Origin of the sequence: Arthrobacter sp. StoSoilB19 (genome assembly GCF_019977275.1) — a bacterium.
Taxonomy (GTDB): Bacteria; Actinomycetota; Actinomycetes; order Actinomycetales; family Micrococcaceae; genus Arthrobacter.
In genome coordinates this window covers 4086054-4111966 of record NZ_AP024650.1, presented here as the reverse complement: position 1 = coordinate 4111966, position 25913 = coordinate 4086054, and the positions used below count along the sequence as shown (strand labels likewise).

The 25913-nt window shown below is 63.3% G+C and carries 19 protein-coding genes and 2 pseudogenes; 15 read left to right on the top strand and 6 right to left on the bottom strand.

The features are described from left to right. The first annotated feature begins 301 nt into the window (after positions 1-301). The 3 genes from LDO86_RS18980 to LDO86_RS18970 all read left to right on the top strand — a co-directional run bounded on the left by LDO86_RS18980 (position 302) and on the right by LDO86_RS18970 (position 3443). Entirely contained in the window at positions 302-1213 is a 912-nt protein-coding gene (locus LDO86_RS18980) for an intradiol ring-cleavage dioxygenase (protein WP_018769916.1), read from the top strand. Between the two features lie 116 nt (positions 1214-1329). After that, a complete protein-coding gene (locus tag LDO86_RS18975) occupies positions 1330-2790 on the top strand; it encodes a polysaccharide deacetylase family protein (protein WP_224084154.1) in 1461 nt (486 codons plus the stop codon). An 83-nt stretch (positions 2791-2873) separates the two neighbouring features. Further along, positions 2874-3443, top strand: a complete 570-nt coding sequence (locus tag LDO86_RS18970; RefSeq protein WP_026265871.1) for an SRPBCC family protein — start codon at positions 2874-2876, stop codon at positions 3441-3443. A 99-nt stretch (positions 3444-3542) separates the two neighbouring features. Here LDO86_RS18970 and LDO86_RS18965 read toward each other — a convergent pair whose 3' ends face one another. Next, positions 3543-4646, bottom strand: coding sequence for a LacI family DNA-binding transcriptional regulator (locus LDO86_RS18965; protein ID WP_223995313.1), 1104 nt, complete (start codon positions 4644-4646; stop codon positions 3543-3545). A gap of 167 nt (positions 4647-4813) precedes the next feature. Between LDO86_RS18965 and LDO86_RS18960 the strand changes: the two genes are divergently transcribed. The 6 genes from LDO86_RS18960 to LDO86_RS18935 all read left to right on the top strand — a co-directional run bounded on the left by LDO86_RS18960 (position 4814) and on the right by LDO86_RS18935 (position 10995). Then, positions 4814-6166 carry a Gfo/Idh/MocA family oxidoreductase gene (locus tag LDO86_RS18960; RefSeq protein WP_018769920.1) on the top strand — a complete coding sequence of 451 codons (1353 nt, stop codon included), beginning with the start codon at positions 4814-4816 and terminating at the stop codon, positions 6164-6166. Positions 6167-6206: 40 nt separating this feature from the next. Continuing rightward, entirely contained in the window at positions 6207-7238 is a 1032-nt protein-coding gene (locus tag LDO86_RS18955) for a DctP family TRAP transporter solute-binding subunit (protein WP_144600083.1), read from the top strand. 96 nt (positions 7239-7334) lie between these two features. Beyond that, positions 7335-9254, top strand: a complete 1920-nt coding sequence (locus LDO86_RS18950; RefSeq protein ID WP_223992969.1) for a TRAP transporter large permease subunit — start codon at positions 7335-7337, stop codon at positions 9252-9254. 3 nt (positions 9255-9257) lie between these two features. Then, positions 9258-10181, top strand: a complete 924-nt coding sequence (locus LDO86_RS18945; protein WP_223992967.1) for an NAD(P)-dependent oxidoreductase — start codon at positions 9258-9260, stop codon at positions 10179-10181. Further along, positions 10178-10489 carry a putative quinol monooxygenase gene (locus tag LDO86_RS18940; protein ID WP_056392011.1) on the top strand — a complete coding sequence of 104 codons (312 nt, stop codon included), beginning with the start codon at positions 10178-10180 and terminating at the stop codon, positions 10487-10489. Before LDO86_RS18945 ends, LDO86_RS18940 begins: the two co-directional genes overlap by 4 nt. Further along, positions 10489-10995 carry a gluconokinase gene (locus LDO86_RS18935; RefSeq protein WP_224084153.1) on the top strand — a complete coding sequence of 169 codons (507 nt, stop codon included), beginning with the start codon at positions 10489-10491 and terminating at the stop codon, positions 10993-10995. Before LDO86_RS18940 ends, LDO86_RS18935 begins: the two co-directional genes overlap by 1 nt. An 85-nt stretch (positions 10996-11080) precedes the next feature. On the opposite strand, the gene LDO86_RS18930 is transcribed toward LDO86_RS18935, so the two are convergent. After that, positions 11081-12055, bottom strand: a complete 975-nt coding sequence (locus LDO86_RS18930; RefSeq protein WP_223992965.1) for an alpha/beta fold hydrolase — start codon at positions 12053-12055, stop codon at positions 11081-11083. Between the two features lie 142 nt (positions 12056-12197). Here LDO86_RS18930 and LDO86_RS18925 point away from each other — a divergent pair, with 142 nt between their 5' ends. Both LDO86_RS18925 and LDO86_RS18920 read left to right on the top strand, forming a co-directional pair. Continuing rightward, complete coding sequence (locus LDO86_RS18925; protein WP_224084152.1) at positions 12198-13250, top strand: LLM class flavin-dependent oxidoreductase; 1053 nt, start codon at positions 12198-12200, stop codon at positions 13248-13250. Further along, positions 13251-14231 (top strand): annotated as a pseudogene (locus LDO86_RS18920) (ABC transporter ATP-binding protein); the annotation flags it as partial. It lies immediately after the preceding gene. 242 nt (positions 14232-14473) lie between these two features. On the opposite strand, the gene LDO86_RS18915 reads toward LDO86_RS18920, so the two are convergent. Continuing rightward, positions 14474-15463, bottom strand: coding sequence for a hypothetical protein (locus LDO86_RS18915; RefSeq protein ID WP_155845572.1), 990 nt, complete (start codon positions 15461-15463; stop codon positions 14474-14476). Between the two features lie 264 nt (positions 15464-15727). Here LDO86_RS18915 and LDO86_RS18910 point away from each other — a divergent pair. From LDO86_RS18910 to metH, 4 genes and pseudogenes are all read left to right on the top strand, one after another. Then, a pseudogene (locus LDO86_RS18910) lies at positions 15728-16404 on the top strand (hypothetical protein); the annotation flags it as partial. A 309-nt stretch (positions 16405-16713) separates the two neighbouring features. Next, entirely contained in the window at positions 16714-17163 is a 450-nt protein-coding gene (locus LDO86_RS18905) for a HEPN domain-containing protein (RefSeq protein ID WP_155845574.1), read from the top strand. Next, the gene (locus LDO86_RS18900; RefSeq protein ID WP_155845575.1) at positions 17160-18809 is read left to right on the top strand and encodes an ATP-binding protein; all 1650 of its coding nucleotides are present in this window, start codon (positions 17160-17162) and stop codon (positions 18807-18809) included. The genes LDO86_RS18905 and LDO86_RS18900 overlap by 4 nt, the downstream gene beginning before the upstream one ends. A 420-nt stretch (positions 18810-19229) precedes the next feature. Further along, a complete protein-coding gene (gene metH, locus LDO86_RS18895) occupies positions 19230-22874 on the top strand; it encodes a methionine synthase (protein WP_026265873.1) in 3645 nt (1214 codons plus the stop codon). Between the two features lie 110 nt (positions 22875-22984). Here the strand turns inward: metH and LDO86_RS18890 are convergent, their stop codons facing one another. The 3 genes from LDO86_RS18890 to eda form a co-directional block, all read right to left on the bottom strand. Next, complete coding sequence (locus LDO86_RS18890) at positions 22985-24406, bottom strand: MFS transporter (protein ID WP_018769932.1); 1422 nt, start codon at positions 24404-24406, stop codon at positions 22985-22987. Positions 24407-24677: 271 nt separating this feature from the next. Next, positions 24678-25226 carry an AAA family ATPase gene (locus LDO86_RS18885; protein WP_018769933.1) on the bottom strand — a complete coding sequence of 183 codons (549 nt, stop codon included), beginning with the start codon at positions 25224-25226 and terminating at the stop codon, positions 24678-24680. Further along, on the bottom strand, positions 25223-25870 hold the full coding sequence (eda, locus tag LDO86_RS18880) for a bifunctional 4-hydroxy-2-oxoglutarate aldolase/2-dehydro-3-deoxy-phosphogluconate aldolase (RefSeq protein WP_018769934.1): 648 nt from the start codon (positions 25868-25870) through the stop codon (positions 25223-25225). The genes LDO86_RS18885 and eda overlap by 4 nt, the downstream gene beginning before the upstream one ends. Positions 25871-25913 lie beyond the last annotated feature (43 nt).

Below are 25913 nucleotides of genomic sequence, written 5' to 3'. Positions count from 1 at the left end.
CCAGACCCGCCGGCAGATGTTCCTGCATACTCCATCGCAACAGGAAACCCGAAAGTCGGGCGCAGGGCATCAGCCGGTGCAAAGAGGCGGGGCAGGCTCCAATGGGCCTGCCCCGCCTCGCTTTTCCGCGCCTTATGCGCCGGGCCGGCTTCGCTGGAACGGACGACGACGGCGCCGGGCGAGTGCCGCCGTCGTACTATCTGCGGGGCTGGTTTCCTGCGGGGAAGCGTGCGTCCGGACGCACAGGAACGGCACAGCAGCAACCGGCCCACGGCATAGCCCCGTGCGGTTTCGTTGCATCATGACCACTTCACGCACACCCCGCCAGCCCGACCTTGACCAGCCGCACCCCGACCACGACCGGGGGCTGGAGTTCGACTTGAACACCCTGGTAAGCCGCAGGTCCCTGGGACTGTTCCTGGGCGCAGGCGGTGCTGTGGCCGCGCTCGCCGCCTGCACGCCGGCCGGAACCTCTGGCTCTGTCTCCCCGGCATCAAGCACGGCGGCGGCCGCCACATCCTCCGCGTCTGCCACGACCACTGACTCCGCCGTCACTCCGACGCTGACCAGGGTCATCGCCGAGTGCGGCGTGGAAATCCCGCAGGAGACCGCAGGCCCCTATCCGGGGGATGGCTCCAACGGACCGAATGTCCTGGAGGCATCCGGGGTGGTGCGGAAGGACATCACGTCGAGCTTCGGGACTGCCTCCGCAAAGGCGGAGGGCGTTCCGCTGACCTTCATCCTGACCCTCCTGGACAACGCCAAGGGCTGCACCCCGATGGCCGGTGCCGCGGTGTACGCCTGGCACTGCGACCGGGACGGAAAATACTCGATGTACGACTCGAGCCTGAAGAACGAGAACTACCTGCGCGGCGTGCAGGAAGCCGACGCCAACGGGCAGGTCACGTTCACGTCGATCTTCCCGGCCGCCTACTCCGGGCGCTGGCCGCACATCCACTTCGAAGTGTTTGAGTCCATGAACAATGCCACCGCCGCCGGGCAGGTATTGGCCGTCTCCCAGATCGCGCTGCCGCAGGCGGCCTGCGACGACGTGTACGCCACCCCCGGGTACGAGCGCAGCGTCGCGAACATGACCCGCACAACGCTCAAGTCGGACAACGTGTTCGGGAACGACGGCGGCATCTACCAGCTGGCAACGATGACCGGTTCCGCCGCGGAGGGCTATACGGCGGGACTCAACGTGACAATCTAGGCTGCCGCAGCTCCCCGGTTCCAGGCAACTGCCTCCGGTTTCGTCATATGGGCCTGGTAGTAAGGGACAATCGAGAGGTCAACACCTGAGGAGCGTGCGAATCGATGGGGCTGGGTATGGGGCGCACCCGCGGGAGCGCAGCTGTTGCCTGCCTGCGTTTGTTCGTTGCCTCGCTCTGCGCAGCGGCGGTGTTGGCCAGCGGTGTTGGCAGTGCGGTGGCCCCTTCCCTGCTGCAGCCCCATGTCCGGGTTTCCAGCCAGCCGCGGGTGGTGCCGATGCCACCGCCATTGTCGGACGTGCTGGATCAGCCGGCCGCTGTCACTGGCGGGTACCCGATGGCCTTGACGGCCCAGGTGGGAAACCACCACGTCCATGCGTCCTGGACCTACGTTGACGGGCTGCCCGCCTTCAACGCCCGGATTGACTCGTGGCTGCTGGGACTTCTGGATGCGGCGGCTCCGGCGGGTGGCCGCTACCGGCCCGCGATGGCACTGAACGCCGGCCAGCACCAGGGCCGGGAAATGGTCATTTCGGCCAAACCCGTCCAGGCCAAGGGCAATGTGCTCGTGGTCCGTCAAAGAGTGTCGGACGCCGGGCCGGACGGAGTCAGTGCGATGGCGGCCGCCACCGTTTATATCGACCTGGCCTCCGGCGCGGTCCGGAGCGGCACCGACCTGCTGAGGCCTGAGTCCATCCCCGCCATGCAAGCACGCGCGGCGGGCATCCCTGCCGACATCGCGTCCCGCGCCCCTCAAGGAATCCCGACCGACCTTGTCCTCAGTCCGGAAGGCGAACTGACCGTCTCCGCAGGGCAGCCCGGCATGCCCGGCCGGGAGGTGACGGCCACGATGAATGCCGCAGACACGGCGGCTGCCCTCAGCGATTACGGCCGCCAAGTGCTGGGGCAGCTGAACGCCGCCGCAGCACCGCGCCCGGCAAGCGCCCCGGCCCACAGGCACGTGAACTGCGATATTGTCCCCTGCGCTGCACTGACCTACGACGACGGGCCCGACCCCCGCACCACGCCCCAGTTACTGGACATCCTGAAGGCCAACGACGCGCAGGCCACGTTCTTCATGACCGGGTCCAACACCACCGCCAACCCGGCCACCGCCAGGCAGGTTGCCGAGGCCGGGTACGCAATCGGCAACCACACCTTCAGCCACCCCTACCTGACCAAGCTGTCCCCGCCCGCGATCAGGAAAGAGATGGACCGGACGGATGCCGCGATCCTGGCCGCCACGGGTTCCACTCCCAGCATGATGCGTCCGCCGTACGGCGCGGCCGATGCAGCGGTCCAGGCGGCAGTGGGCAAACCATTGATGATCTGGGCAGTGGACTCGCTGGACTGGCAGAGCAAGAATCCGGCGGCCTTCGTGCCCAAGGTGCTGAAGGAGATCACGGCCGGGGCGATGGTGCTCATGCATGACGTCCAGCCGTCGACAATATCCGGGCAGCAGGAGCTGATTGCGGGCTTGCAGGGGCAGGGTTACAAGCTGGTGTCCGTCCCCCAGCTCTTCGAGGGGATTCCGCTGCTGCCCGGGCACGTTTACCGGTCCCGCCCGGCGCGGCCCTAGTCATCGACGCGCGGCGCCCGTTGACCGCAAACAACGGCGTGAGTACTGTGGGCCGCCTATTCATCCTCGCCGCGGAGGCAGCCATGGGCGATTCGAAAAGCAGCACCGACTATGAGTTCCTAACCGTCTGGCGCGTGGCCGGGACACCACGGGAGGTGGTGGACGTCCTGGGCGATGCCGGCACGCTTCCGCGCTGGTGGCCATCGGTGTATCTGGACGTCGAGCCCCGGGATGCGGGCAATCCGGACGGCACCGGCAAGGCGTTCTTCCTCCACACCAAAGGCTGGCTGCCCTACGCGCTCAAGTGGCAGCTCACCCTCACGGAGCCCGTTACTGAGCAGGGTTTCGCGCTGTCCGCGCGGGGCGACCTTAACGGCACGGGACGCTGGACGTTCGAGCAGGACGGGCCTGAAACGGTGGTCACCTATGACTGGAGGGTCAGTGCGGCGAAACCGTTGCTGCGGCGGCTGGGCTGGCTGCTCAAGCCGGCCTTTGCCGCGAACCACCGGTGGGCGATGGCGCGTGGACAGGAGGCGCTGGCGCTGGAACTGCGCCGACGGCGGCCGGGCGCCGACCCAGCCAAAGTCCCGGAGCCCGCTGGCCCCACGTTCGCACGCCTGTCCCGCTGGCAGCAGAAAGCTACCCACACCTGACGTGACCGGCTGGTTTTGCTGGAAGGTTCGACGACGGCGCCGGGTTACGTGCCGCCGTCGAACCTTCCATTGGAGGTGCTTCCGGGACCCTGCAGGCCTTTAGCGCGCGACCGGGGCGGTAACGGGCGCGCAGCTGTTGCGCGGCAGGTAGTCCGCTTTGACCTCGATGCGGCGGGCACCCTCCGGGAGCTTCCCCTGCATCCGTCCGAGCACCAGCTCGATGGCGTGAACGGCGAGCATGTCGAGCGGCTGGCGGATGACGCTCAGCGGGGGAGAGGTGAGCTCAGTCCAGGGATTGTCGTCAAAGACAATGAGCGAAAGCTGATCGGGGATGTCAGTGCCCATCTGGACGAGCCTGCGGACTGAACTTTGCACCTGTGCCGTGTTGGCAACGATGAGTGCTGTTGGCGGCTGGCGCATCGCAAGCAGCGATCCTACGGCGTCCCCGCCCGCGTCCCCGCGAAAAGGTACGTCACGTATCAGCGTGGGGTCTACTGGCAGGGAGGCGTTCCGGTGTGCAGCCCTGTAGCCGTTCAACCTCGCACTCCCGGTGGAGGTGGTTAGCGGGCCCGTGATCAGCCCGATCCGGGTATGGCCCAGGCTGATGAGATGCTCGGTTGAGCGTTGTCCCGAGTCAAAGTTTTCGATGCTGACAACATCGACATCTTCGAGTTCTTCGATGGCACGGTCGATGAAGACGACATTGACGCCGAGGTCGCGCAGGCGCCTCCATTTTTCGATGTTGCCCCCGGTGGGAGTGGCAATGACGCCACTGACCGACCGGTCCAGCAACGTATCCAGGGAGTCCGCCTCCAGGTGCGGATCCTCCTGCGTGGTCATCAACACCACCTGCACGCCATGGCTGCGCGCCTCCCAGACGATCCTGTCCGCCAGGCGGGCGAAGAACGGGTTGGACAGATCGGTGACCACCAGGCCGATGGTGAGTGCATGCCCGGCGCTGAGTTCACGCGCTGCCGCCCTGGGCCGGTAACCCAGTTCATCGATGACCCTCAAGACCTCTTGCCTCTTTGCGGGTGCGACCGGTCCCGACTCCGGGTTCAGTACCCGTGAGACCACAGAGACGGATACTCCCGCAGCAGACGCTACGTCGCGAATGGTAGGCGCTTTGCGCACCGCTCCTCCTTGAGACACAAGACCTTCGTGGTTATGACCTACGCGATTTCTTTCAGCCGTTTGCTTCATGACGCCGGGCTGGAAGGTGATCGTTGACACAGCTTATCAGCAGCTGGTACAAAAGTGGAACCGGTTCCACTCCGGACGGTTTTCCCATAAAAAGCGACAAAGAAGTTGTGCCATCCGGCGAGCCGGAGGTGCTTTTCTTTGGCCAAGCACCCCCTAGAGAGATTCCCGTGAACCTTCATAAACTCCTCAGCGAGCGTGAGCAGCAGTCCCGTCCCATCCGCGTTGGACTGATCGGCGCCGGCCGCTACGGGACCATGTACCTGGCGCAGGCCAACAACATCCCCGGCATCCACGTTGTTGCCATTGCCGACATCAACGTCAAGCGGGCGCAGGGGGCCTTCGAGCTGGTGGACTGGCCTGCCTCCCAGGTAGCTCCCGATATCGCTACGGCGCTGAAGGACCGCTCCACCGCCATCGTCGCCAACGCTGACGAACTGTTCGACGTGGACATCGACGTCATTGTCGAAGCCACCGGTAACCCGATCGTCGGCATCAAGCACGCCCTGAAGGCAATCGAAACCAAGAAGCACATCATCATGGTGACCGTCGAAGCTGATGCCCTTGCCGGCCCTGCGCTGGCCAAGCGGGCCGAGGAAGCAGGCGTGGTCTACTCCATGGCCTACGGGGACCAGCCGGCCCTCATCATGGAACTCGTCGACTGGGCCCGCACCAGCGGCTTTGATGTGGTTTGCGCCGGCAAGGGCGCAAAATACCTGGAGCACTACCACGAGATGAACCCGGACAACGTCTGGGAGAACTGGGAGTTCTCCAAGGAATTGACCGACTCCGGCCAGCTCAACCCCTACATGCACACCTCGTTCCGCGACGGCACCAAGGCCGCCATCGAAATGGCGGCGGTGGCCAACGGCGCGGGGCTGGCCCCCTCCGATTCCGGCCTGAGCTTCACACCGGGCAACGTTGAAGAGATCGCCACCATCTGCCGCCCGGCCGCCGTCGGCGGTTCCCTCGCCCACGAAGGAAGCGTTGACGTCATGTCCAGCGTCAACCGCGACGGCAGCTGGATCAGCCACAACACCCAGGAGGGCGTCTTCGTCGTCGTCAAGGCAACCAACAATTACGTTTCCGGCTGCTTCAACGAATACCCCTGGCACCCGGACCCCACCGGCCAGTACGCCGCCCTGTACCGCCCCTACCACTACGTAGGCCTCGAACTGAACATGTCCATCGCCAACGCAGCCCTCCGCGGCATCCCCACCGGCGGGCCCGTCGGCTTCTATGGCGATGTGGTCGCTACCGCCAAGAAAGACCTCAAGGCCGGTGAATTCCTCGACGGCGAAGGCGGCTTCACGGTGTGGGGCAAGCTGGTTTCCGCCAAGCACTCGGTCTCCACCGGCGCCCTCCCCGTCGCCCTGGCCCACCACGTGGAGCTGCGTAACGATGTGCCCAAGGGAGCGATCGTTGGTTGGGACGATGTCATCATTGATGACTCCCTGTCCCAAGCGCTGGAACTCCGCCGCGAAACCGAAGCGCTGATTTCCGCCCCCGTCACCGTCTCCTGAACCAGTACCACCGCATCCTTCCAATGAAGAAAGGCATCGAATGAACTTCAAGACCCGCGCCATGACCGGGGTACTGGCAACCAGCCTGGCCGCCGCCCTGCTGTCCGGCTGTGCAGGCGGAACCCCCGCCGGCCAAAGCGCCCCGGTGGCCAAGATCCAGCTCTCCATCCCCGATCCGCTGACGTCCTCGGTCGGCGTCACCGCCCAGCACTTCGCCGACCAGGTCAAGAAGACCTCCAACGGTTCCGTCCAGGTCACCGTGGTACCCAACGGCACGAGCTTCAGCGGGGACCAGAACGCGGCCGTGACCCGGCTGCAGGGCGGATCACTCGACGGACTCATCCTGTCCACCTCCGTCTACGCCTCGGTGGTGCCGGAAATGAACGGCATCAGCATCCCCTACCTCTTCTCGGACACCAAGGAAGAGGCAAAGTTCCTGGCTGGAGAACCTGGAAAGGTCCTGAAAGACAAGCTGGCGGCAAAGGACACCGTGGCACTCGCCTTCCTGACCCGGACCGGCCGCGAGATCACCAACTCCGTGCGCCCGATTGAACAGCCTTCCGACCTGAAGGGGCTGAAGATCCGGGTGCCGGGCAACACCCTGTGGACCGACTTCTTCGGCAAGCTGGGCGCAAGCCCCACGACCATGGCCTTCTCCGAGGTCTTTACCGGCCTGCAGACCGGAACGATCGACGGCCAGGAAAACCCGATTGAGGTCCCTTGGACGAACAAGTTCTCCGAGGTGCAGAAATACGTCTCAATGACCAACCACATCAACGACGCCTGGGTGCTGGCACTGTCATCGAAGAAGTGGGATTCCCTCACGGATGACCAGAAGAAGGCACTCACCGCCGCTTCAGAGGAAACGGCAACCTTCAAAACCGGCTATGACGAGGAACAGTCCAAGAAGCAGCTGGATGAACTGGCAGCCAAGGGCATGAAGGCCAACGAGCTCAGCGCGTCCGGGCTCGCCGAGTTCAAGGCCACCTCCCAAAGCCTCTACCCGGAGTTCTCCAAGCTCATCGGCAAGGAATTCTTCGACCAGGCCATCGCCTTCGCCGGCAAGAAGTAGCAAGGACGGGTGGGAGCCCACAAGTCGGCTCCCACCCGTACCAACACCCCACTCCCCACACACATCCCGCTATCAATGTCGACAGTCTGGAAAACCATGAAACCCACCGTTGCTCCCCAGGACTACGAGGAAGTCCTTCCCCTCGAAGCGGAGGAAATCCTTCACCACGACCACGTGCCAGAGCGCTGGAGCGGCGCAGCTTGGCTCGACAAGACGCTCGAAGGGATTGTGGGAGCGGCGATTCTCGCGGAACTCGTGGTCATCCTCCTGAACATCACCGTCCGCCTCATTACCGGTGATTCCGTGCTTTGGACACAGGAAGTGTCCGAGATTGCCCTGCTGACCATTGCCTTCATCGGCGGCGCCATCGCCTACCCGAAAGGCGCACACATGTCCGTCCAGGCGCTCATCATGCGCCTGCCCGCAACCTGGAAGCCGTACCTCGCCGCGCTGGTCGACTGGCTCGTCTTTGTCATGAGCGCCGGCGCGCTTGCCCTGTTCGTGCCCACCCTGGTCCAGCAGGTCGAGGAAAAGACACCGATCCTTCAACTCCCCGTGTTTTGGGTCAACCTGCCCTTCTCGGTGGGCATGGTCCTCATCGCCTGGTTTGCCCTGGTCAAACTTCGGCGCCAGGCCTGGCGTCCCGCCGTCGTCGGTGCCGGAATCGCAGCCGCCCTCGTCGCCGTCGTCCTGATTTCCCCGCCGCTGTTCTACTACGCCTCACCGAACGTCCTGCTCGTGGTGGTCCTCGTGGCCCTGTTCGGCCTGCTGTTCCTGGGACTGCCCATTGCGTTTGTCCTGGCCCTCGCCTCCGGCATCTACCTGTACCTCGGCGGCATTTCCGACGTAAGCGCCATCCCCATCGGCATGGCGTCCGGAGCCAAGGGATTCGTCCTGCTGGCCATCCCGTTCTTCATCCTGGCCGGCACCGTCATGAACTCGGCCGGCCTTACCCTGCCGCTGGCCAAGCTCGTCGATGCGCTGATCGGGCATCTCCGCGGCGGCCTGCTGCAGGTGGTGGTGGTCACCATGTACATCTTCTCCGGTATCTCCGGCTCCAAGGTCGCCGATGTCGCAGCAGTGGGCACCACCATGCGAGGCATGCTCGAAGAGCGTAAGTACCCGCGCGGCGAAGTGGTCGCCGTGCTGTCGGCGTCGGCCATCATGGGCGAAACCATCCCGCCCAGCATCGTCCTGCTCATCCTGGGCTCCATCACCACCATCTCAACCACCACCCTGTTCCTTGCAGGCTTCGTGCCGGCAGCCTTCCTCGCCCTGGTGGTCATGGCACTGGTGTTCCTGAGGGCGCGCAAGCAGGGAGGCGTGCCAAGCGCCAAGGCCACGTGGCGGGCCCGGGGCTCCGCCACGTTCTTCGCCCTGCCGACGCTCCTGCTGCCCGTAGGCATGGTGGTGGGGATCCTCAGCGGATTCGCCACCCCCACGGAAGTTTCCTCGGTCGCCGTCGCCTACGCCTTCGTGCTCGCGGCAGCCTACCGCCGCGGCAGCAGGCGCCTTCTGGGGGACACCTTGCGTGAAACAACCACGACGGCGGGCATGGTGCTGTTCATCATCGCCGCGGCGTCGCCCCTGGCGCAGACTCTCGCCCTGGCCGGCGTTTCGCAGCAGATCCACGACCTGATGTCCGGGCTGGGCGATTCCCCCATCCTGTTCATGCTCTTCACGGTGGTGCTGCTGATCATCATGGGCCAGCTCCTCGAAGGCCTGCCAGCGGTGCTCATCTTCGCGCCCCTGCTGCTGCCGATCGCCACCGACTTCGGCGTCAACCCCGTGCAGTACGCCATGGTCCTCATCATCTCCATGGGCATCGGATCCTTCGCCCCGCCGGCAGGGGTTGGCTTCTACGTCGCCTGCGCCACCGCCCGCGAAACCGTGGAAAACAGCCTCAAACACTTCTGGCCCTACCTGGTGGCGGTGTTCGTCGGCCTCCTCGTCCTCGCCGCCGTGCCCTGGTTCAGCACCTTCCTTCCCGCCCTCGCCGGCCTGATCCCCTTCTAACCGATGACAGAAACCAAACCTCCCTCGCCGCTCGATCCCGGTGTCTCCGTCTCGCTGCTCGGCACCGGTCCCATGGGAGCCCCCATCGCCCGGAACATCATCAACGCCGGGGTACCCCTGACGCTCTGGAACCGCACGATCCAGAAAGCCAAAGCCATCGAAGAGGGGACAGTAGCGCTCCGGCCAGCGGAGGCCGCGGCGGATGTTGTCCTCACCGTCCTGCCGGACCTGCCCCAGGTCGAAGCACTCCTGGAAGGCGAGGACGGCCTGCTCGCGGGGTGGGCGCGGACAGGTGCGGTTGAACCTGTCCTGGTCATCCACGGCACCGTGTCCCCCACCGCCGTCGCCGCCTTCGCAGCCCACTGCAAGTCCCGTTACGGGGTGGTGGTCATCGACGCACCGCTCAGCGGCGGGACCATCGGGGCGGAGCAGGGGCGGCTGAGCATCATGACCGGCGGCCCCCGGAGTTCGGTCGAGTGGCTCACTCCGCTTTTCAAGCTCTACAGCTCCACGGTCATGTGGTTCGGGGAGGCCGGCGCCGGGGCCATCGTGAAAGCCTGCAACCAGATTGTGGTGGCCGCCACGGTCACCGCCCTGTCCGAATCCATGGCGCTGGCGAAGGCGTCCGGCCTGGACCTGGAAAAGGTCCAGGCCATCCTCAAAGGCGGGCTGGCCAACTCCGAAGTCCTCCAGCAAAAAGGCGGCCGCTGGATCACGGGGGACTTCCACGGCGGCGGTTCGGCCAAAAACCAGCTCAAAGACCTGCGCTTTGTCACGGAGGCGGCCGCGGATGCCGGACTCGCACTGCCCGTCGCCAACACCCTGACCTCGGCATTCCAAACAATGGTCACCGAGGGTCTCGGGGACCTTGACCACACAGGCATTTATCTGAGCATCACCAGCAATCGAGTAAAGGAATCATCATGACCATCGTCGTCACTGCAGTCTTCACGCCCAACGACGGCGCCCGCGACCAGGTTGTCGCGGCCCTCAAGCCCGCCATCGCCGAGGTCCACGAAGAACCCGGATGCCTCCTGTACGCCATCCACGATGCGCCCAACGGCCAGATCGTCATGATTGAGAAATGGGAGAGCGCCGAGCTGCTCGACGCCCACGGAGTGGGGGACGCCGTCAAGCGGCTCAACGCCTCCCTCGAAGGACTCCTGGCCGAACCCGTCGAGGTCACCCGCCTGACGCCCATTCCCGCCGGCACTGCCCGGCAGGGCGCCCTGTAATGCCCCAGAGCATCGTGGTGATGGGGGTCTCCGGTGCAGGGAAATCCTCCGTGGGCCAGGCGCTTGCCACCCGGCTCGGCGCCAGTTTCGTCGATGGCGACACCCTGCATCCGGAAGCAAACGTCAAGAAAATGGCTTCGGGCGTTCCCCTCACGGATGAGGACCGATGGCCGTGGCTGCACCTGGTGGGTACCAAGCTGTCCGCCAGCACCGAAAAAGCAACCATTGTTGCCTGCTCAGCACTGAAGCGAAGCTACCGGGACGCCATCCGGACGGCCGCGCCTGCCACCACGTTCATCCTGCTGAAAGCCGACAGGCTGGCACTGCAGGACCGCCTCACCCAACGCCCCGGGCATTTCATGCCGGCCTCGCTGCTCACGTCCCAGCTGGAAACCCTGGAGGAGCTGCAGACCGACGAATCCGGCCTGATGGTCGAGTCAACAGGGGGCATCGACCCAACCGTCGAACGCATCCGACGGCTGCTGGAGCAATCAGCAGCGGACTGAGCCTCCCCTTGCTGGAAGGTACGACGACGGCGGCGGGTGAGTGCCGCCGTCGAACCTTCCAGCGGGGTGCTTTCCTCGGGGACGGTCAGCCTGCAGCTGACGGTGTGGGGGAGTCCTGCCGCTGGGTGACACGCTGGATGAACTCGACCGTCTCGCGCTCTGTCTCTGCGCGGGTGGTGGGTTCGTTGTGCACCTCATGCCGGACGCCGGGGAAGACGCGGGTGCGGACGTCCGCGTGGCCCGAATCCGCTAGGCGGTTTGCCACGTGGTAGGCGCCTTCGCCGTAGTTGGTCACGGGGTCCTGGTCGCCGGCGAGGATCAGCACGGGGAGGTCCGCGGGGAGCTGTTTGTACCAGTCGTCCGAGGTGACCTGGTCGTAGAGGTCCACGAAGCCCTGCAGGAACCGTGCGCTCAGGGGTGCGCCGAAGTTGTTGAAGGGGTCCCTCCCGTGGTCGGTGACGACGTCGGCGTCCAGCGCCACCCAGGCGGTGGGGCCGGCGTCTTCTCCCAGGCGGCCCAGGAAACCGTCGAACAACTGGCCCACCAGTTCCTCAGGCGCGGGTTCCGCTGCACTCTCGCCGGAGGCAAGCCGTGACAGTTCCGGCCGGTTGATCCTTTTCTCGATGCCACGCATTTGGGCGGCGATTCCGCAGAGGATCAGGCCGGAAAGCTGCGCACCTGGATTGACGGCCATGCCGCGGGCGATCATGGAGCCCCAGCTGTGGCCGAACACCACGTACGGAAGCTGGGGGAGTGCCTCCCTGGCTTTGGCCTGGAGGGTGACCTCGTCCGCCACCACCACGCTGGCTGCGTCCTCCCCGGCATCGCCCCACGTGCCCTGCTGCATCGCGGTGCGCCCGTGCCCGGAATGGTCGCCTGCCACCACGATGAAGCCCGCGTCCACCAGGGTGGAGATGAGGTGGAGGTAGCGGCGGGAGTGCTCGCCGAGCCCGTGGATCAGCTGCACGATGGCCTTGGGTTGGCCGATGGGCTCGTAGACCCACGCCTGGATAGTGTCCCGGCCGTTGGCGGACGTGAACTCGATTTCCTGCAATGACATGTATTCCTCCTGTGGCGGCGCCGTCGCTGGCTTGTGGTGAGCCTAACCACAAGGCCGTCATGTGCGTCAATGATTGCTGGTTCATTCAAGGGGCTTCCGCCTAGTCTGAAACCAGCCCCGTCCGCCGCTTTGAAGGAACCCGATGCCGCACCCCGAACGTCCCCTGCGCAAGCTGGGTTTCCTCACCATTGGTTTGTTCGATCCGGCGAACCCGGCCGCGGGCCACGAGTCCACGTTGCAGATCATCGAGCTGGGGGAGCGGCTGGGGTTCGACAGTGCCTGGCTGCGCCACCGCCACCTGCAGTTCGGGATTTCTTCCCCTGTGGCGGTGATGGCGGCGGCGAGCCAACGGACCTCGCACATTGAGCTTGGCACTGCCGTGACGCCGCTGGGCTGGGAAAACCCGCTGCGCCTGGCCGAGGACCTGGCCACCGTGGACCTGCTGGCAGGTGGACGCATCAACCCAGGCGTAAGCGTTGGGGAGCCGATGCAGTACGACACCGTGAAGCATGAGCTGTACCCGGACACCGGGGACGTGGAGGACTTCAGCTACGCCCGGGTGGAGCGGTTTGCGCGCTTGGTTGCCGGGGAACCGGTGCGGGAGTTTTCCGGTAAGCAGGGTGTGGTGGAGGAGTTCTCCAACCGGGTGGAGCCGCATTCGCCCGGCCTGCGGGACCGGCTTTGGTACGGGGCCGGGAGTACGAAGTCAGCGGTATGGGCGGGTTCGAATGGGTTCAATCTGCTCTCCAGCAGCGTGATTTTTCCGGACAAGGACCAGAAACCTGATTTCGCCTTGGTCCAGCAGTCGCAGATCCGGGCGTTCCGCGAAGCTGCTACTGCTGCCGGCCACGCCGGAGCTCGGGTTTCGCAGGGCCTGGTGGTGATCCCGACTGACTCGGCGACTGCGGCCCAGCGGGAGAAGTACCAGCAGTACGTGGACGAGCGCACTCCACGGACTGCTGCGCCGCAGGGGCCGCGGGGCATGATGTTCGCTGCTGATCTCATCGGTAGCAGCGAGGAGATCGCTGAGCAGCTTTACGCGCACGCCGGGTTCCAGGAGGTGGATGAGGTGGCGTTCGCACTACCCTTCAGCTTCGACCACGAGGATTACGTCCAGATCTTGACGGATATGGCAGGGAAGCTGGGGCCAGCTTTGGGCTGGGCCCCCACCGGAGGCGAGCAGTTGGCACCGTAGTATCTGGGGAAAGCGGTGGTGGGCGGGCTTCAGGTGGCGTCCGGGGCCACGCAGTTGGGTGACGTGCAGGCGTTCATCCAGTACTCGCGGCAGTTCACCATGCCGCTGGCGCAGCTGGGGTCGATGGCGAATGTGCTGCAGTCCGGGGTGGCGTCGGCGGAGCGGGTGTTCTCGTTGCTGGACGAGGAGGAGGAATCTGTTGAGCCTGCTGCTTCTGCTTCGCCCGTCTTTGGGCGGGGGCGACTGGTGTTCGAGGATGTGTCGTTCTCGTATTCGCCGGACAAGCCGCTGATTTCCGGGCTGTCTTTGGTGGCGGAGCCGGGGCAGACGGTGGCGATTGTGGGGCCCACCGGGGCGGGGAAGACCACGCTGGTGAACCTGATGATGCGGTTCTACGAGCTGGACGCGGGGCGGATAACGCTCGACGGCGTGGACGTCACCTCGGTGCCGCGGCGCGAGCTGCGCTCGCGGCTGGGGATGGTGCTGCAGGACGCATGGCTGTTCGGCGGGACCATCCGGGACAACATCGCGTACGGGCGACCGTCTGCTACTTCGGATGAGATTCTGGAGGCTGCCCGGGCGACGTATGTGGACCGGTTCGTGAAGTCCCTGCCCGAGGGGTACGACACCGTGCTGGACGACGAGGGCGCCAACGTATCCGGCGGGGAGAAGCAGCTGCTGACGTTTGCCCGGGCGTTCCTGGCGCAGCCTTCTGTTTTGATTCTGGATGAGGCCACGTCGTCCGTTGATACCCGGACCGAGGTGCTGGTGCAGAAAGCGATGCGCGCTTTGCGGTCCGACCGGACGTCCTTTGTGATCGCGCACCGCCTGTCCACCATCCGCGACGCCGACCTCACACTGGTGATGGAGGCCGGCCAGATCGTGGAACAGGGGACGCACGCGTCCCTGCTGGCCGCGGGCGGGGCCTACGCGCGGCTGTACGAGGCCCAGTTCGCGGCACCGGCGGCGGAGCAAGACTAGTGTGCACTCTCAATTAGTGTTGGAAATCGCTGGAATGCAGAGTCGCTTAAGATTCTCAGGCTTCCATTTGCGGGGAAGATCAAGTCGGCGCCAACTGCCGGAATAGAAACAGCGCCGGGGAAAGAAAGCCAGATGATGCAGCGCAAACGGTGGAGGCGACTGTAATTCAAACAGCGCGTTTATCCCGCTTGTATTCCGGACTTGAACTGAGTGAAGTTACGAGCTGCACTTTGACGCTGGTCTCAGTAGTATTCCATCCGCTCCGGCATCTCGCTGGAGCACCTGATCGTGGCATCAACCGAGTGGTTCCCAACGCTGTACGAGACCTCAAGTCGCGCCCCGTAGGCTTCCCTGTCGTCCAAGTAGTCGGGCAGGATCTCGATCGTCTGATTCGGCTGAATGAGATTGTCCTGTTCCATCTCCCACAGCACGCGGTCGTAGCCCGTGCCTTCGTCCTCCAAAACGACCCGGTAACCGTCTATAGAAAGAGGAATATTTGCGGAGTTGGTGAGGTCCCAGCCTGTTTCCATATCATTAACCTCAAACGTCCAGTCGCGGTTCGCTGCTTCCTCGCGCTTTGAGACGAGTTCTCCATACAGCTTCCCCAAGAAGTCATAAGTCGAAAGCTTGATCGAGTTCGTCGTTGTCTCGGTAACGGGGGACGATTCGGCATTCTGAGTCCACTCGTCCAGCTTCTCGATGTTGACGCTCCCGGCCCCTTCGCGGGCGACGATCGCTGCTCGGGCTTGCTTAACTGCTGACGCGAGAGCCTTGTTCACGCCATTAGTCACACTGGAGTATGGCACGTAGTAATAGCGGTTTGTGTCTTGAAGTTTTTTCTTATAGTCGGAAAGCCGGGCCGCCTCTTTGCCCTCAGCTTCCTTTCCGTCATTGAGAAAGTGCACCCCTGGTTTCAATCCTCGGTCCGCGGCTCCTTCTATCTCCTCGACCGTGCCACTTTCAGCCCGTGGCGTTCCTGAGCCAAGTCGCCGCCGGAAGAATGCCACACAAGCATCAGCTTTTTCGACAAGTTGGTCGTTCAGTTCGGCTTGCCCGTCCTGGCCATAGGAAGCCACGGAACACGTTTCCCATAGCCAGGGCCAGAGGTAAATGCCCATTTCGTCGGCATGCGCGACGTTCCACAACTGGAGGGCATCTGTAAGTCCAAAGCGTTCCTCCTCACAGTCACCCGGACTGGCAATAAGAATGCGAACCACGTGGAGTTGGGACATACAGATAGAGTATCGGAGCGGCGGGCCCTTTCTCACTTCGTGAATCTTCGTGCAAATTTAGGTTTGCACCAGGGGGACACATGCTCGTAAGGAGGGTCCGATAGAAGTCTGGCTGTAGGTGATGTCTCAGCAGGGGCCAAGAGTCCAGCGGAACTCTGTTGCAGAAATCTCGATAAAGAGTGCTCTGCGATCCGCCGGATACGGTGCGGTCTCTCATCGAGGCACCTCTCGAAACCAGCCAGGATCTCCTGCAGACTGAGGTCGCTGCAGGTGGCCGTCCGGTACATGCAATTGGGCGATGTGCAGGCGTTCATCCAGTACTCACGCCAGTTCACCATGCCGCTGGTGCAGCTGGGGTCCAGGGCGAACGTGCTGCAGTCGACGGGGTGGCTAGGCGCGGAGCGGGAGCTCTCGTTGTTGGACGAGGACGAGGAATCTGTATGGCCTGGGCTCTCCTCCGAGCGCGGGCGGGGCGGCGGGTGTCCGAATGTCTCGGCTATCGGCTTCTGAGGAGGGGAGATCCTGAAGTGCTGGACGACTAGGTCGCCAATGTGGTGGCGGGTCAGAACGAGCTGTCGACGATTGCGCGGGCTTTCCTGGCCCCGCCTTCGGTCTTGGTTTTCGACGAGGGCACTTCTTCCGTGGATACCCGCACGGAGGTGTTGGTGCAGAAAAGCCATATGTGCTCTCGGTCCTGACTGGAGGAGTTCCGTGATCGTGCACCGCCTCTCCACGAACCGCGGCGTCGGTCATCCTGGTGATGGAGGCGGGCCAGATCGTGGAGCCGGGACCCATGCGTCATTGCTGGCTACGGGCGGTGTTTACCTGTGGCTGTACACGAGGCCAACTTCTCTGCATCTGTGGCGGAATTGATAGGAAAAACGGGTATCCGCGGTTCTCCCTGTAGCCACTGTTCGCAGCAAAGTGAGGTGGAACCGTAGGTGTGGCGTGAAGCCGCGATGAATCCGTAGACCCGTACAGGGTCTTGCAGACCATCGTCAGTAAATCTTCGCCCGTATTCCTAGCAGCAGTTAGTCCATATCCGTGCTTGTACACGTAGCGCAAGCTGATGATCGGCCTGGTCCAGGTAGTCATAGCGACTGCATGCGAGGCACTGATGAAGACACAGTACGATCAACCTAAAGGACGACCTATGCAGGAGGAACGACGTGGCGCTAACGGCCTTGGAGACACGTCTTCAAAGAGTCAGCAAAGCTCCCTCAAGAACGTTGGAGCTCTGGAAGGAAGGCGTGACAATCGAGGCGGCACTGTCGCGGCCTCTGGACGACGTTATGGCACAAACTGTCGCCGACCGTCTCGATCTTGCTGATGATTTCATCGCCATGGCCGAACGTCTTATGCGGTCGAGATTCGATATGTCGCGCCCTGCTATAGCTAGGTACTACTACGCAATGTACCACTCAATGCGGGCTGCATCATTTCAAAGCCTTGGTGGGGATGATCACGAGCAGCACACGGTACTGTCCCAAAAGGGTGTCCCAAATGATTATCCGAATCCAAGTCTTGCAAGCAACGAACTTAAGAATGCCCGCTTGCTACGCAACGAAGCCGATTATGAGCAATACCCAAAAGCAAGTTCTTACTTCAAAGCTGCAGCAAAGGATCTACGTCCGGTCGCGCTGGCATTTGTCCAAAGTTCTAGACATTATGTGACTTCGAAGGGCAATCCCTACTCATGAGAAAAACTGCCATTGCAATTGATGAAGCTCTCCGTACCGTCTTCGCCCGTGAGGGGATCGAGCTATCTTCAATTGAACTAAAGCCATACCCAGACGAGATCAACGTTGTTGTATATGTCGCTGCATCTGACTTTCCTCGAGCCGTGGATTTTTCCAGCAGTGTGGAAAGCGAATTGCAGGACGAAGGCTCTCTGCCAGTGTTCCTAGTGATTCGAAAAGTTGCTGAGACTGGCCCAGTTTCTAAGGCCAGTCAGCTTACGGGGATGAATGACCCTCGCGTGGATGATCTTATACGCTTGATTAGCGCAAAGTCGCGCGTCTCAAGCGTGGAGCCAAGTCTCGTATACGTTCCGGATGCAAGAGCAAGCCTTTCTACGATTACGGCAAGCCGGCATCATCTCGTGTTCGGCCGTCGTGGAGCTGGAAAATCCGCTTTGATGATGGAGGCGAGGAGGCAGCTCGTGCGTGAAGATGCGGTGATCTCTTGGACTAATGTCCAAACCCTGCGGCATGAAACACCTCAACGAATTTTCCTATTCATCCTTGACGATATTTTCAGTTCGGTAATTGCGCAGCGGCAGATGGTGTCTGTGCGCTCATCCTTGGCGCTTACTCTCACCGAAATGCACGAACAGATACGCTCGATATTGGCCAAGGATGTCACCTCCATTGATGAGGCTCAGCGACTTGTCCCTCGTGCTCAGCGCGCGCTTGCCCAATACCTAGATGTTGAGGGTGTGCGAGTCTTCGCGTTTATCGATGATTTTTACTACGTACCCAGGGATACTCAGCCGCTACTCTTGGACATGATTCACGGCGCCGTCCGGGACTCAAATATTTGGTTGAAAATTGCTTCAATCCGACACCTTACAAATTGGTGGCAGGCGTCGCCGCCTATGGGGCTGCAGAGCGGGCAGGACGCCGACTTGATTGACTTGGATGTGACACTACAAGATCCAGAAAAGGCCAGTAATTTTCTCGAAGGAATACTGGCGGAATATGCGCGCCGCGTGGGTATCTCGGCGCTTTCACGCATATTCACCAGGTCAGCACTTGACCGGCTAGTCCTGGCGTCCGGTGCAGTCCCGCGGGACTACATGGTGCTCGCCGTTAGTGCCATTAACCGGACGCGGCGACGGGTGAATGCTCGGGCTACTGGTGTGCAAGACGTCAATCAGGCCGCAGGGGATGCGGCGAGCTCAAAAATACAGGAGCTTGAAGAGGATATGGCCGCGAATAGTGGGGTGGCCGAGCGCACTCTTTTGACGCTCAAGCAGGTCAGGAGTTTTTGCCTCGACGAGGAATCCTACACGTACTTTCTGGTTGGATACCGAGACAAGGAGCAGGCGCCCAAGTTGTACAGTCTCCTGACGGATCTAATGGATGTTAGGATGATTCACCTTGTAGATTCAGGTGTCTCAGATGCCCATCAGGCGGGTTCTCGCTTTGAGGCTTACATGTTGGATCTGAGCCAGTTTTCCGGATCGCGGCTTAAGCAACGAATCACTGTCCTCGATTTTGAAGACGGTCACTTTGTCAGCAAACAAACGCGAAGTGGCGTTGCTCCCCAGCGTGGTGGAACTTCGTTGCAACTGATTGGGCTTCTTCGAAAAGCCCCGGTACTACCTCTCAAGCGACTCTTATGAACGTCGGTTTCTTTTACACGAGCTTTAGCTATGAGCACTGATCATCCCTGACTGCACCAGCACCCGCCGACCAGCGGAATACTGGACTCAGCAATGCTCTTTCAGACAAACCGATGGCTGGGCGCCCTGAGAAACGGGCATTGCCGAAGGAGTCAAAGCCTCGGGCGTTTAAGGGTGTTACCAAGGTAAGCGCTCCTCCCCGTGTATTCGACGCCTAGCATCCCACCGGAGTGAATAGCCTGATGTTCCTTCGGGCCGTCAGCGCTGCAGCGGGAAGACTTGGGGCGGCAGCCCCCGTCGTCTGTGCCTGTCTCTGTAGAGCTTGAATCGGGAGGTGCAGGCTAACATCCCTAGGAGGCCACCCTCGTAGCATCCGGACACACAGCGCAACGTTCCGGCCCCCGCACGTAACCTGTTTAGATGCCTCGTTTTGCGCTTGATATTGAGTCCGTGCCCCGCCCTGCCCGTTCGCAGGAGCTCCTGGACGCCGTGAACCACAGGGTGGTCATTGCGGACGGCGCCATGGGCACCATGCTGCAGGGCCGTGACCTGCAGCTGGACACGGACTTCCAGAACCTCGAGGGCTGCAACGAGATCCTCAACGACACCCGCCCGGACGTCATCGCGGACATCCACGACGCCTACTTCGCCACCGGCATCGACGCCGTGGAAACCAACACCTTCGGCGCCAACTGGTCCAACCTCTCCGACTACGGCATCGATGACCGCATCGAGGAACTGGCGAGAAAAGGCGCCCGCATCGCCCGTGAACGCGCCGAAGCGGCAGAAGAAACCGACGGCAGGATGCGCTGGGTCCTCGGCTCGATGGGACCCGGCACGAAGCTCCCCAGCCTGGGCCACACCAGCTACGACTACCTCAAGCAGACCTTCGCCCTCCAGGCAGAGGGCCTCATCGACGGCGGCGCGGACGCCTTCCTCATCGAAACCAGCCAGGACCTCCTGCAGACCAAAGCCGCCGTCAACGGCTGCAAGCAGGCCATCGTCTCCCGCGGCGTCCGGCTCCCCATCTTCGTTGAGGTGACGGTGGAAACCACCGGAACCATGCTCATGGGCTCCGAAATCGGCGCCGCGCTCACTGCCCTCGAACCGCTCGGCGTCGACGCCATCGGCCTGAACTGCGCCACCGGCCCGGACGAGATGAGCGAGCACCTCCGCCACCTCTCCAAGCAGTCCTCCGTCGCCATCGCCTGCATGCCCAACGCCGGCCTGCCCATCCTCGGCGCCAACGGCGCGCACTACCCGCTCACCCCCACCGAACTCGCCACCGCGCACGAACAGTTCGTGCGCGAATTCGGCCTGGGCCTCGTGGGCGGCTGCTGCGGTACGACGCCGGAGCACATGGCCGCCGTCGTCGAACGCCTTGCGCCCTTCCGCACCAAAGCCGTGGATGCCAAGGCAAGCAACGCGCCGGCACGAATCCCCACCGAGCGCGAGGCCGGCGTCGCCTCCCTCTACCAGCACGTCAACTTCGACCAGGAGTCCGCGTATCTGGCCATCGGCGAACGTACCAACGCGAACGGCTCCAAGGCCTTCCGCCAGGCCATGCTCGAGGAACGCTGGGACGACTGCGTGGATATCGCCCGCGAACAGATCCGCGTCGGCGCCCACCTGCTGGACGTCTGCGTCGACTACGTGGGCCGCGACGGCGTCGCGGACATCAAAGAGGTCGTCAGCCGCTTCGCCTCCGCCTCCACCCTCCCGCTGGTCATCGACTCCACGGAGCCGCCCGTCCTGCAGGCCGGCCTGGAACTCATCGGCGGCCGCCCCGTGGTCAACTCCGTCAACTACGAGGACGGCGACGGACCCAACAGCCGCTTCGCCCGCATCATGCCTCTGGTCAAGGAACACGGCACCGCCGTCATCGCCCTGACCATCAACGAAGAGGGCCAGGCCCGCACCACCGAAGGCAAGGTGGCCATCGCCTCCCGCCTGGTGGACGCCCTGGTGGGCGAATGGGGCATGCGCGTCGAGGACATCATCGTCGACTGCCTCACCTTCCCCGTGGCCACCGGCCAGGAGGAAACCCGCCGGGACGGCATCGAAACCATCGAGGCCATCCGCCAGATCACCGCCAAGTACCCCGGCATCAACACCACCCTCGGCGTCTCCAACGTCTCCTTCGGCCTGAACCCCGCAGCGCGCATCGTCCTGAACTCCGTGTTCCTGCACGAAGCCGTCCAGGCCGGCCTGACCAGCGGCATCATCGACGCCGCCAAGATCGTCCCGCTCGCCTCCCTCCCGGAAGAGCAGCGCAAGGTGGCCCTGGACCTGGTCTGGGACCGCCGCGAATACGACGCCGACGGCAACGTCACGTACGACCCCCTGGCCAGCATGCTGGACCTCTTCGCCGGCGTCGACACCGCAGCGCTCAAGGACCAGCGCGCCGCCGAACTCGCCGCGCTGCCCACCGGCGCGCGCCTGGAGCGGCGCATCATCGACGGCGAAGGCAAGGGCCTCGAAGAGGACCTGGACTTGGCACGCAGCGAGGGCATGACCCCCCTGGGCATCATCAACGACCACCTGCTCGAGGGCATGAAGGTGGTGGGCGAACGCTTCGGCGCCGGCGAGATGCAGTTGCCGTTCGTGCTGCAGTCCGCCGAGGTGATGAAGAATGCCGTCGCCCTGCTGGAGCCGCACATGGAGAAGTCGGATTCGTCCGGCAAGGGCACCATGGTGATCGCCACCGTCCGCGGCGACGTGCACGACATCGGCAAGAACCTGGTGGACATCATCCTCACCAACAACGGCTACAAGGTCATCAACATCGGCATCAAGCAGGGCATCGCCGAGATCATCGCCGCAGCCGAGCAGCACAACGCCGACGTGATCGGCATGTCCGGCCTGCTGGTGAAGTCCACCGTGGTGATGAAGGAAAACCTCGCCGAGCTGCAGTCCCGCGGCCTGGCCAAGAAATGGCCGGTCGTCCTGGGCGGCGCAGCCCTCACCCGCGCCTACGTGGAGCAGGACCTGGCGGAGCAGTTCGACGGCGTGGTCCGCTACGCCAAGGACGCCTTCGAGGGCCTCTCCCTCATGGAGCCGCTGGTCCGCGTGGCCCGTGGCGAGTCGCCGGACGACGTCGGCCTGCCGCCGTTGAAGAAGCGCATCCACAAGGGCGGCGCGAAATTCACGGTGACCGAGCCCGAGGCCATGCCCGGCCGGTCCGACGTCGCCACCGACAACCCCGTTCCCGTGCCGCCGTTCTGGGGCACCCGCATTGTCCGCGGCGTCTCGCTCCACGAGTACGCCGCGTTCCTCGACGAGCGTGCCACCTTCATGGGGCAGTGGGGCCTCAAGCCCGGCCGCGGCGAGGACGGCGCCTCCTACGAGGAACTGGTGGAACGCGAGGGCCGGCCGCGGCTGCGCTACTGGCTGGACCGCATCCTGGGCGAGGGCATGCTGGACGCGTCCGTCGCCTACGGCTACTTCCCGGTGGTTTCCGAAGGGGAGCAGGTGGTGGTGCTTCACCACGGCGAGGATCCCGACGGCGTCCTGGGCACCGCGGGCCTGCTCGCCCCCGACGGTGGTTCAGGCGGCCCGATCGGCACCGACCGCCTGCGGTTCGATTTCCCACGGCAGCGCCGCGACCGCCACCTGTGCCTGGCCGACTTTGTGAAGTCCCGCGAATCCGGACAGATCGACGTCCTGCCGGTGCAGCTGGTCACCGCCGGATCGAAGATCGAGGAGTTCACGTCCAAGATGTTCGCGGCCAACCAGTACCGCGACTACTACGAACTCAATGGCCTGGTCATGCAGCTCACCGAGGCGCTTGCCGAGTTCTGGCATGCCCGGATCCGCAAGGAGCTGGGCTTCGCGGCTGAGGAGCCCAAGGACACGGCAGGGTACTTCAAGCTCGATTACCGCGGTGCGCGGTTCTCGCTGGGCTACCCCGCCTGCCCTGACATGGAGGACCGCCGCAAGGTCACCGAGCTGCTGAAGCCCGAACGGATGGGCGTGGTCCTCAGTGATGAGCTGATGCTGCACCCCGAGCAGTCCACCGACGCGTTCGTGTTCCACCACCCGGAGGCGAAGTACTTCAAGGTGTGAGGTGAAGCCGGTCGTTGGCCGGGCATGGGATCGCCCTCGACCAGGTCTCGGTCGAGGGCGATCCCCGAAGTGCGGGGCGTTACATGGTTACGAGGGCACCAGAAGGACGCCTATGGCTTGGAATTGTGCGCCTGGATCCCGCCGTGTGGAGTCTCGAAGAGCAGGTGCTCTCCCTCCAGCACTTCGCGGTCTGCCGGGGCGACGGTGGCACGCGGGCCCTTGCTGCCAGTTTCCGGAAGCGTGAAGTAGGCGATGAGGGAGAGGGCGACAATGGCGATCATGTAGTACGCGACGAACATGGGCTGTCCGGCGCCGACGAATGCAGCGGCAATCAGTGGTGCAGTGCCTCCGAAGACGGCGATCACGATCTGGTGTGCAAAGCCGATTCCGGAGACCCGGACAGAAGCCGGGAACAGCTCGGCCTGGATTGTCGGATAGACCGACTGCCAGATTCCAAGAACCACCCATCCCGACGCTGAGACCAGAACGTACACGCCGAAGCCTGGCTGGTTCAGCAGCAGAAGCAGTGGGTAGAAGAGCACGATCATGCCGATGGCACCGATGATGGGGAAGATCTTTCGTCGGCCGAGGCGGTCGGAAAGGTATCCGCAGACCGGCACGATGACCACCAGCAAGGCAAGGCCGATAACGCTTCCGGCAAGAGTGGAGGACAGGTCGCGGCCGGTGGTCAGCTTGGCATAGGTGGGAAGGAAGGTGGCCCAGGTGTAGTAGGCCACGGCCGGAGCAGACAGCGCAGCTGCCTGCAGCAGAGCCTTCGGGTGTTCGCGCAGCAGGTCCATCAGGCGCGCCGCCGCGGACTTTTGGTCGACAAGGGCAGTCGCCTCAAACTCAGGGGTCTCATCAGAGCGAGCCCGCAGGATAAGCCCGACTACGCCAAGGACACCGCCTATGAGGAACGGGATGCGCCAGCCCCAGGCGGCGAGGTCGTCGGGAGCAAAAGAGGAGGTCACGATCGCGGCGGCACCGGTCGCGGCGAGGGTCGCCAGGCCGCTGGCCATATTGGAGAACGAGCCAAACAGGCCCCTCCGGTTCGCGGGAGCGTGTTCGACCATGAAAGCGATAGCGCTCTGCTGCTCGCTGCCGGCCGAGATGCCTTGAAGAATGCGTGCAACCAGGAAAAGAACTGGCGCTGCGTACCCGATTGTCGCAAATGACGGCGTGAGACCGATGATCAAAGCGCCGAGCGCCATTCCGGAGATGGAGAGCGTCAGGACGAGCCTGCGGCCGAAACGGTCGGCCAGTGGTGAAATGATGATTCCGCTGAGCGGGCGGACGACAAACCCGATTGCGTAGGTCAGCAGTGCTGCGACCAGGGACGCAAACGGGGAGTCGCCGGGGAAAATCTGCGATGAGAATACTGCTGCCAGCAGCCCGTAGATGTACCAGTCGTACCACTCCACGAAGTGGCCGATCGTGCCTGCCACCATGTTGACGGAGCGCCTGCGTGGCTCCGGCACTTCCGGAAATCCCGAAGGGCCCGAGCCGTCGAGCGCATCTTTTGAGGTCTTCATTGAACTCTCCATACTTCCACGTTTGCTGAGGAGGGGTTAGGGGTTGAGCCGGGGCGGTCAATGCTCCGGCTGCAGCTGCCGTTACCGCCTTGGCGGATCAGCAAAACCAATAAGATCGGTTGCTGAGATCGGTTGCTGAGATCGGTTGCAATCAGATTACGGACGAGAGAACAGACTTGTCAACGTTTTTTGTGAGCCTCGTCGCAGATTCTGGTGTCGTCCCTCTAGGAGGGGCAACCGCTTTGCGGCAGTGGGTGCAGCGGTGGGGCCATTACCCCTCTGCCGGAAGGGGTGTCTCGTTGTTGAAGTCCAGGTACTGCACGCCGGACCACGCGCATTCCAGGTCTCCGTAGACAGACCAATACTCATTCCAGTGGGAGAGCTTCCATTGGTCCCGTTCCAGGCCGCGGAGGGTGAGCCGTTCGCGTAGAAGGTCCTGCGGGACCCTCACCCGTACCACCGTGGTTTGGGAAGGTGGCCAATCAAACTTCTTCGCAGCGTTGGTCAGAAAATCCGGGTCTTCGAAGTAGGCTCCGAAGGGGGCGTCGAGCACAACGGACCGGCCCAGGCGCAGGTTAGCCCCGGCCACGTCCATGAGGGTCTCGTACTCGAGGGGAAGCAGGTTTTCGCGGTAGTACTCGTTGGACTCCCGGTCGGTGGGGTCGTGTCCGGTTGCCTTCAGTGCGAACTCGACAAAGCGTCCGCATACCCGGTCCTTGTCCAGGTAGGCCGCGTTGTTTTCTCTTGCTGTTTTCTGTGCGACCGTTGTTTTCCCCGAGCCGGCCGGTCCGATCACGACAAAGACGCTAGGGGTCGTCATCGGCGGGCCTCTGCCACTGCTGACAGGAACTCCTTGGCGGCTTTGGTGACGCGGTTGAAGTCGCCGTCGGGCTGCCATGCTTTGGTGACGTAACTGCCGACGCCGACGCCAGCCACGCCCGCGGCGAACCATTCGCCTACGTTCTCCAGGGTGACGCCGCCGGCCGGCATGATCGGCAGGTGGGCGAGTGGAGCGAGAACGGATTTTGCGTAGGGGATACCGCCGGCTTCGGTGGGGAAGAGCTTGAGGATGTCAGCGCCTGCCTCGGCGGAGTTAACAAGCTCGGTCGGCGTGTAGGCTCCGCTAACGGTGGGCACCTGGTACCGGTTTGCTGTCCGGATCATCGCCGGGTTGAGCTGGGGACTGACCAGGAATTCAGCCCCAGCCCGGATGCACTCATAGGCTGCGTGCTCGTCCAGCACCGTTCCGGCGCCGATCGCGACTCCATTGGCAGCATGTTTGGCGGCGAGGCGGCGGATTACCTCGACGGCGCCTGGGATCGAAAGTGTGATTTCAAGGGCGCGGAAGCCTCCGGCGATGGCAGCTTCGGCAACACGTTCTGCGACGTCGGCGTTCTCGAGGCGGACGATGAGGACGGCGCCTGATTCGTCGATGGTCTGCAGGGTGCGGAGTTTCTTGTACATGGTGGCCTTTCTTGGGGCCGAGGCTTCGGACGATCCTTGTTGC

Bases quoted from the DNA above. Each gene is read 5' to 3' on its own strand.
- LDO86_RS18975 (WP_224084154.1), top strand. From the start codon at position 1,330: ATGGGGCGCACCCGCGGGAGCGCAGCTGTTGCCTGCCTGCGTTTGTTC.
- LDO86_RS18925 (WP_224084152.1), top strand. From the start codon at position 12,198: ATGCCGCACCCCGAACGTCCCCTGCGCAAGCTGGGTTTCCTCACCATT.
- LDO86_RS18890 (WP_018769932.1), bottom strand. From the start codon at position 24,406: ATGAAGACCTCAAAAGATGCGCTCGACGGCTCGGGCCCTTCGGGATTT.
- LDO86_RS18980 (WP_018769916.1), top strand. From the start codon at position 302: ATGACCACTTCACGCACACCCCGCCAGCCCGACCTTGACCAGCCGCAC.
- LDO86_RS18970 (WP_026265871.1), top strand. From the start codon at position 2,874: ATGGGCGATTCGAAAAGCAGCACCGACTATGAGTTCCTAACCGTCTGG.
- LDO86_RS18965 (WP_223995313.1), bottom strand. From the start codon at position 4,646: ATGAAGCAAACGGCTGAAAGAAATCGCGTAGGTCATAACCACGAAGGT.
- LDO86_RS18935 (WP_224084153.1), top strand. From the start codon at position 10,489: ATGCCCCAGAGCATCGTGGTGATGGGGGTCTCCGGTGCAGGGAAATCC.
- LDO86_RS18885 (WP_018769933.1), bottom strand. From the start codon at position 25,226: ATGACGACCCCTAGCGTCTTTGTCGTGATCGGACCGGCCGGCTCGGGG.
- LDO86_RS18940 (WP_056392011.1), top strand. From the start codon at position 10,178: ATGACCATCGTCGTCACTGCAGTCTTCACGCCCAACGACGGCGCCCGC.
- LDO86_RS18955 (WP_144600083.1), top strand. From the start codon at position 6,207: ATGAACTTCAAGACCCGCGCCATGACCGGGGTACTGGCAACCAGCCTG.
- metH (WP_026265873.1), top strand. From the start codon at position 19,230: ATGCCTCGTTTTGCGCTTGATATTGAGTCCGTGCCCCGCCCTGCCCGT.
- LDO86_RS18915 (WP_155845572.1), bottom strand. From the start codon at position 15,463: ATGTCCCAACTCCACGTGGTTCGCATTCTTATTGCCAGTCCGGGTGAC.
- LDO86_RS18945 (WP_223992967.1), top strand. From the start codon at position 9,258: ATGACAGAAACCAAACCTCCCTCGCCGCTCGATCCCGGTGTCTCCGTC.
- LDO86_RS18930 (WP_223992965.1), bottom strand. From the start codon at position 12,055: ATGTCATTGCAGGAAATCGAGTTCACGTCCGCCAACGGCCGGGACACT.
- eda (WP_018769934.1), bottom strand. From the start codon at position 25,870: ATGTACAAGAAACTCCGCACCCTGCAGACCATCGACGAATCAGGCGCC.
- LDO86_RS18900 (WP_155845575.1), top strand. From the start codon at position 17,160: ATGAGAAAAACTGCCATTGCAATTGATGAAGCTCTCCGTACCGTCTTC.
- LDO86_RS18950 (WP_223992969.1), top strand. From the start codon at position 7,335: ATGAAACCCACCGTTGCTCCCCAGGACTACGAGGAAGTCCTTCCCCTC.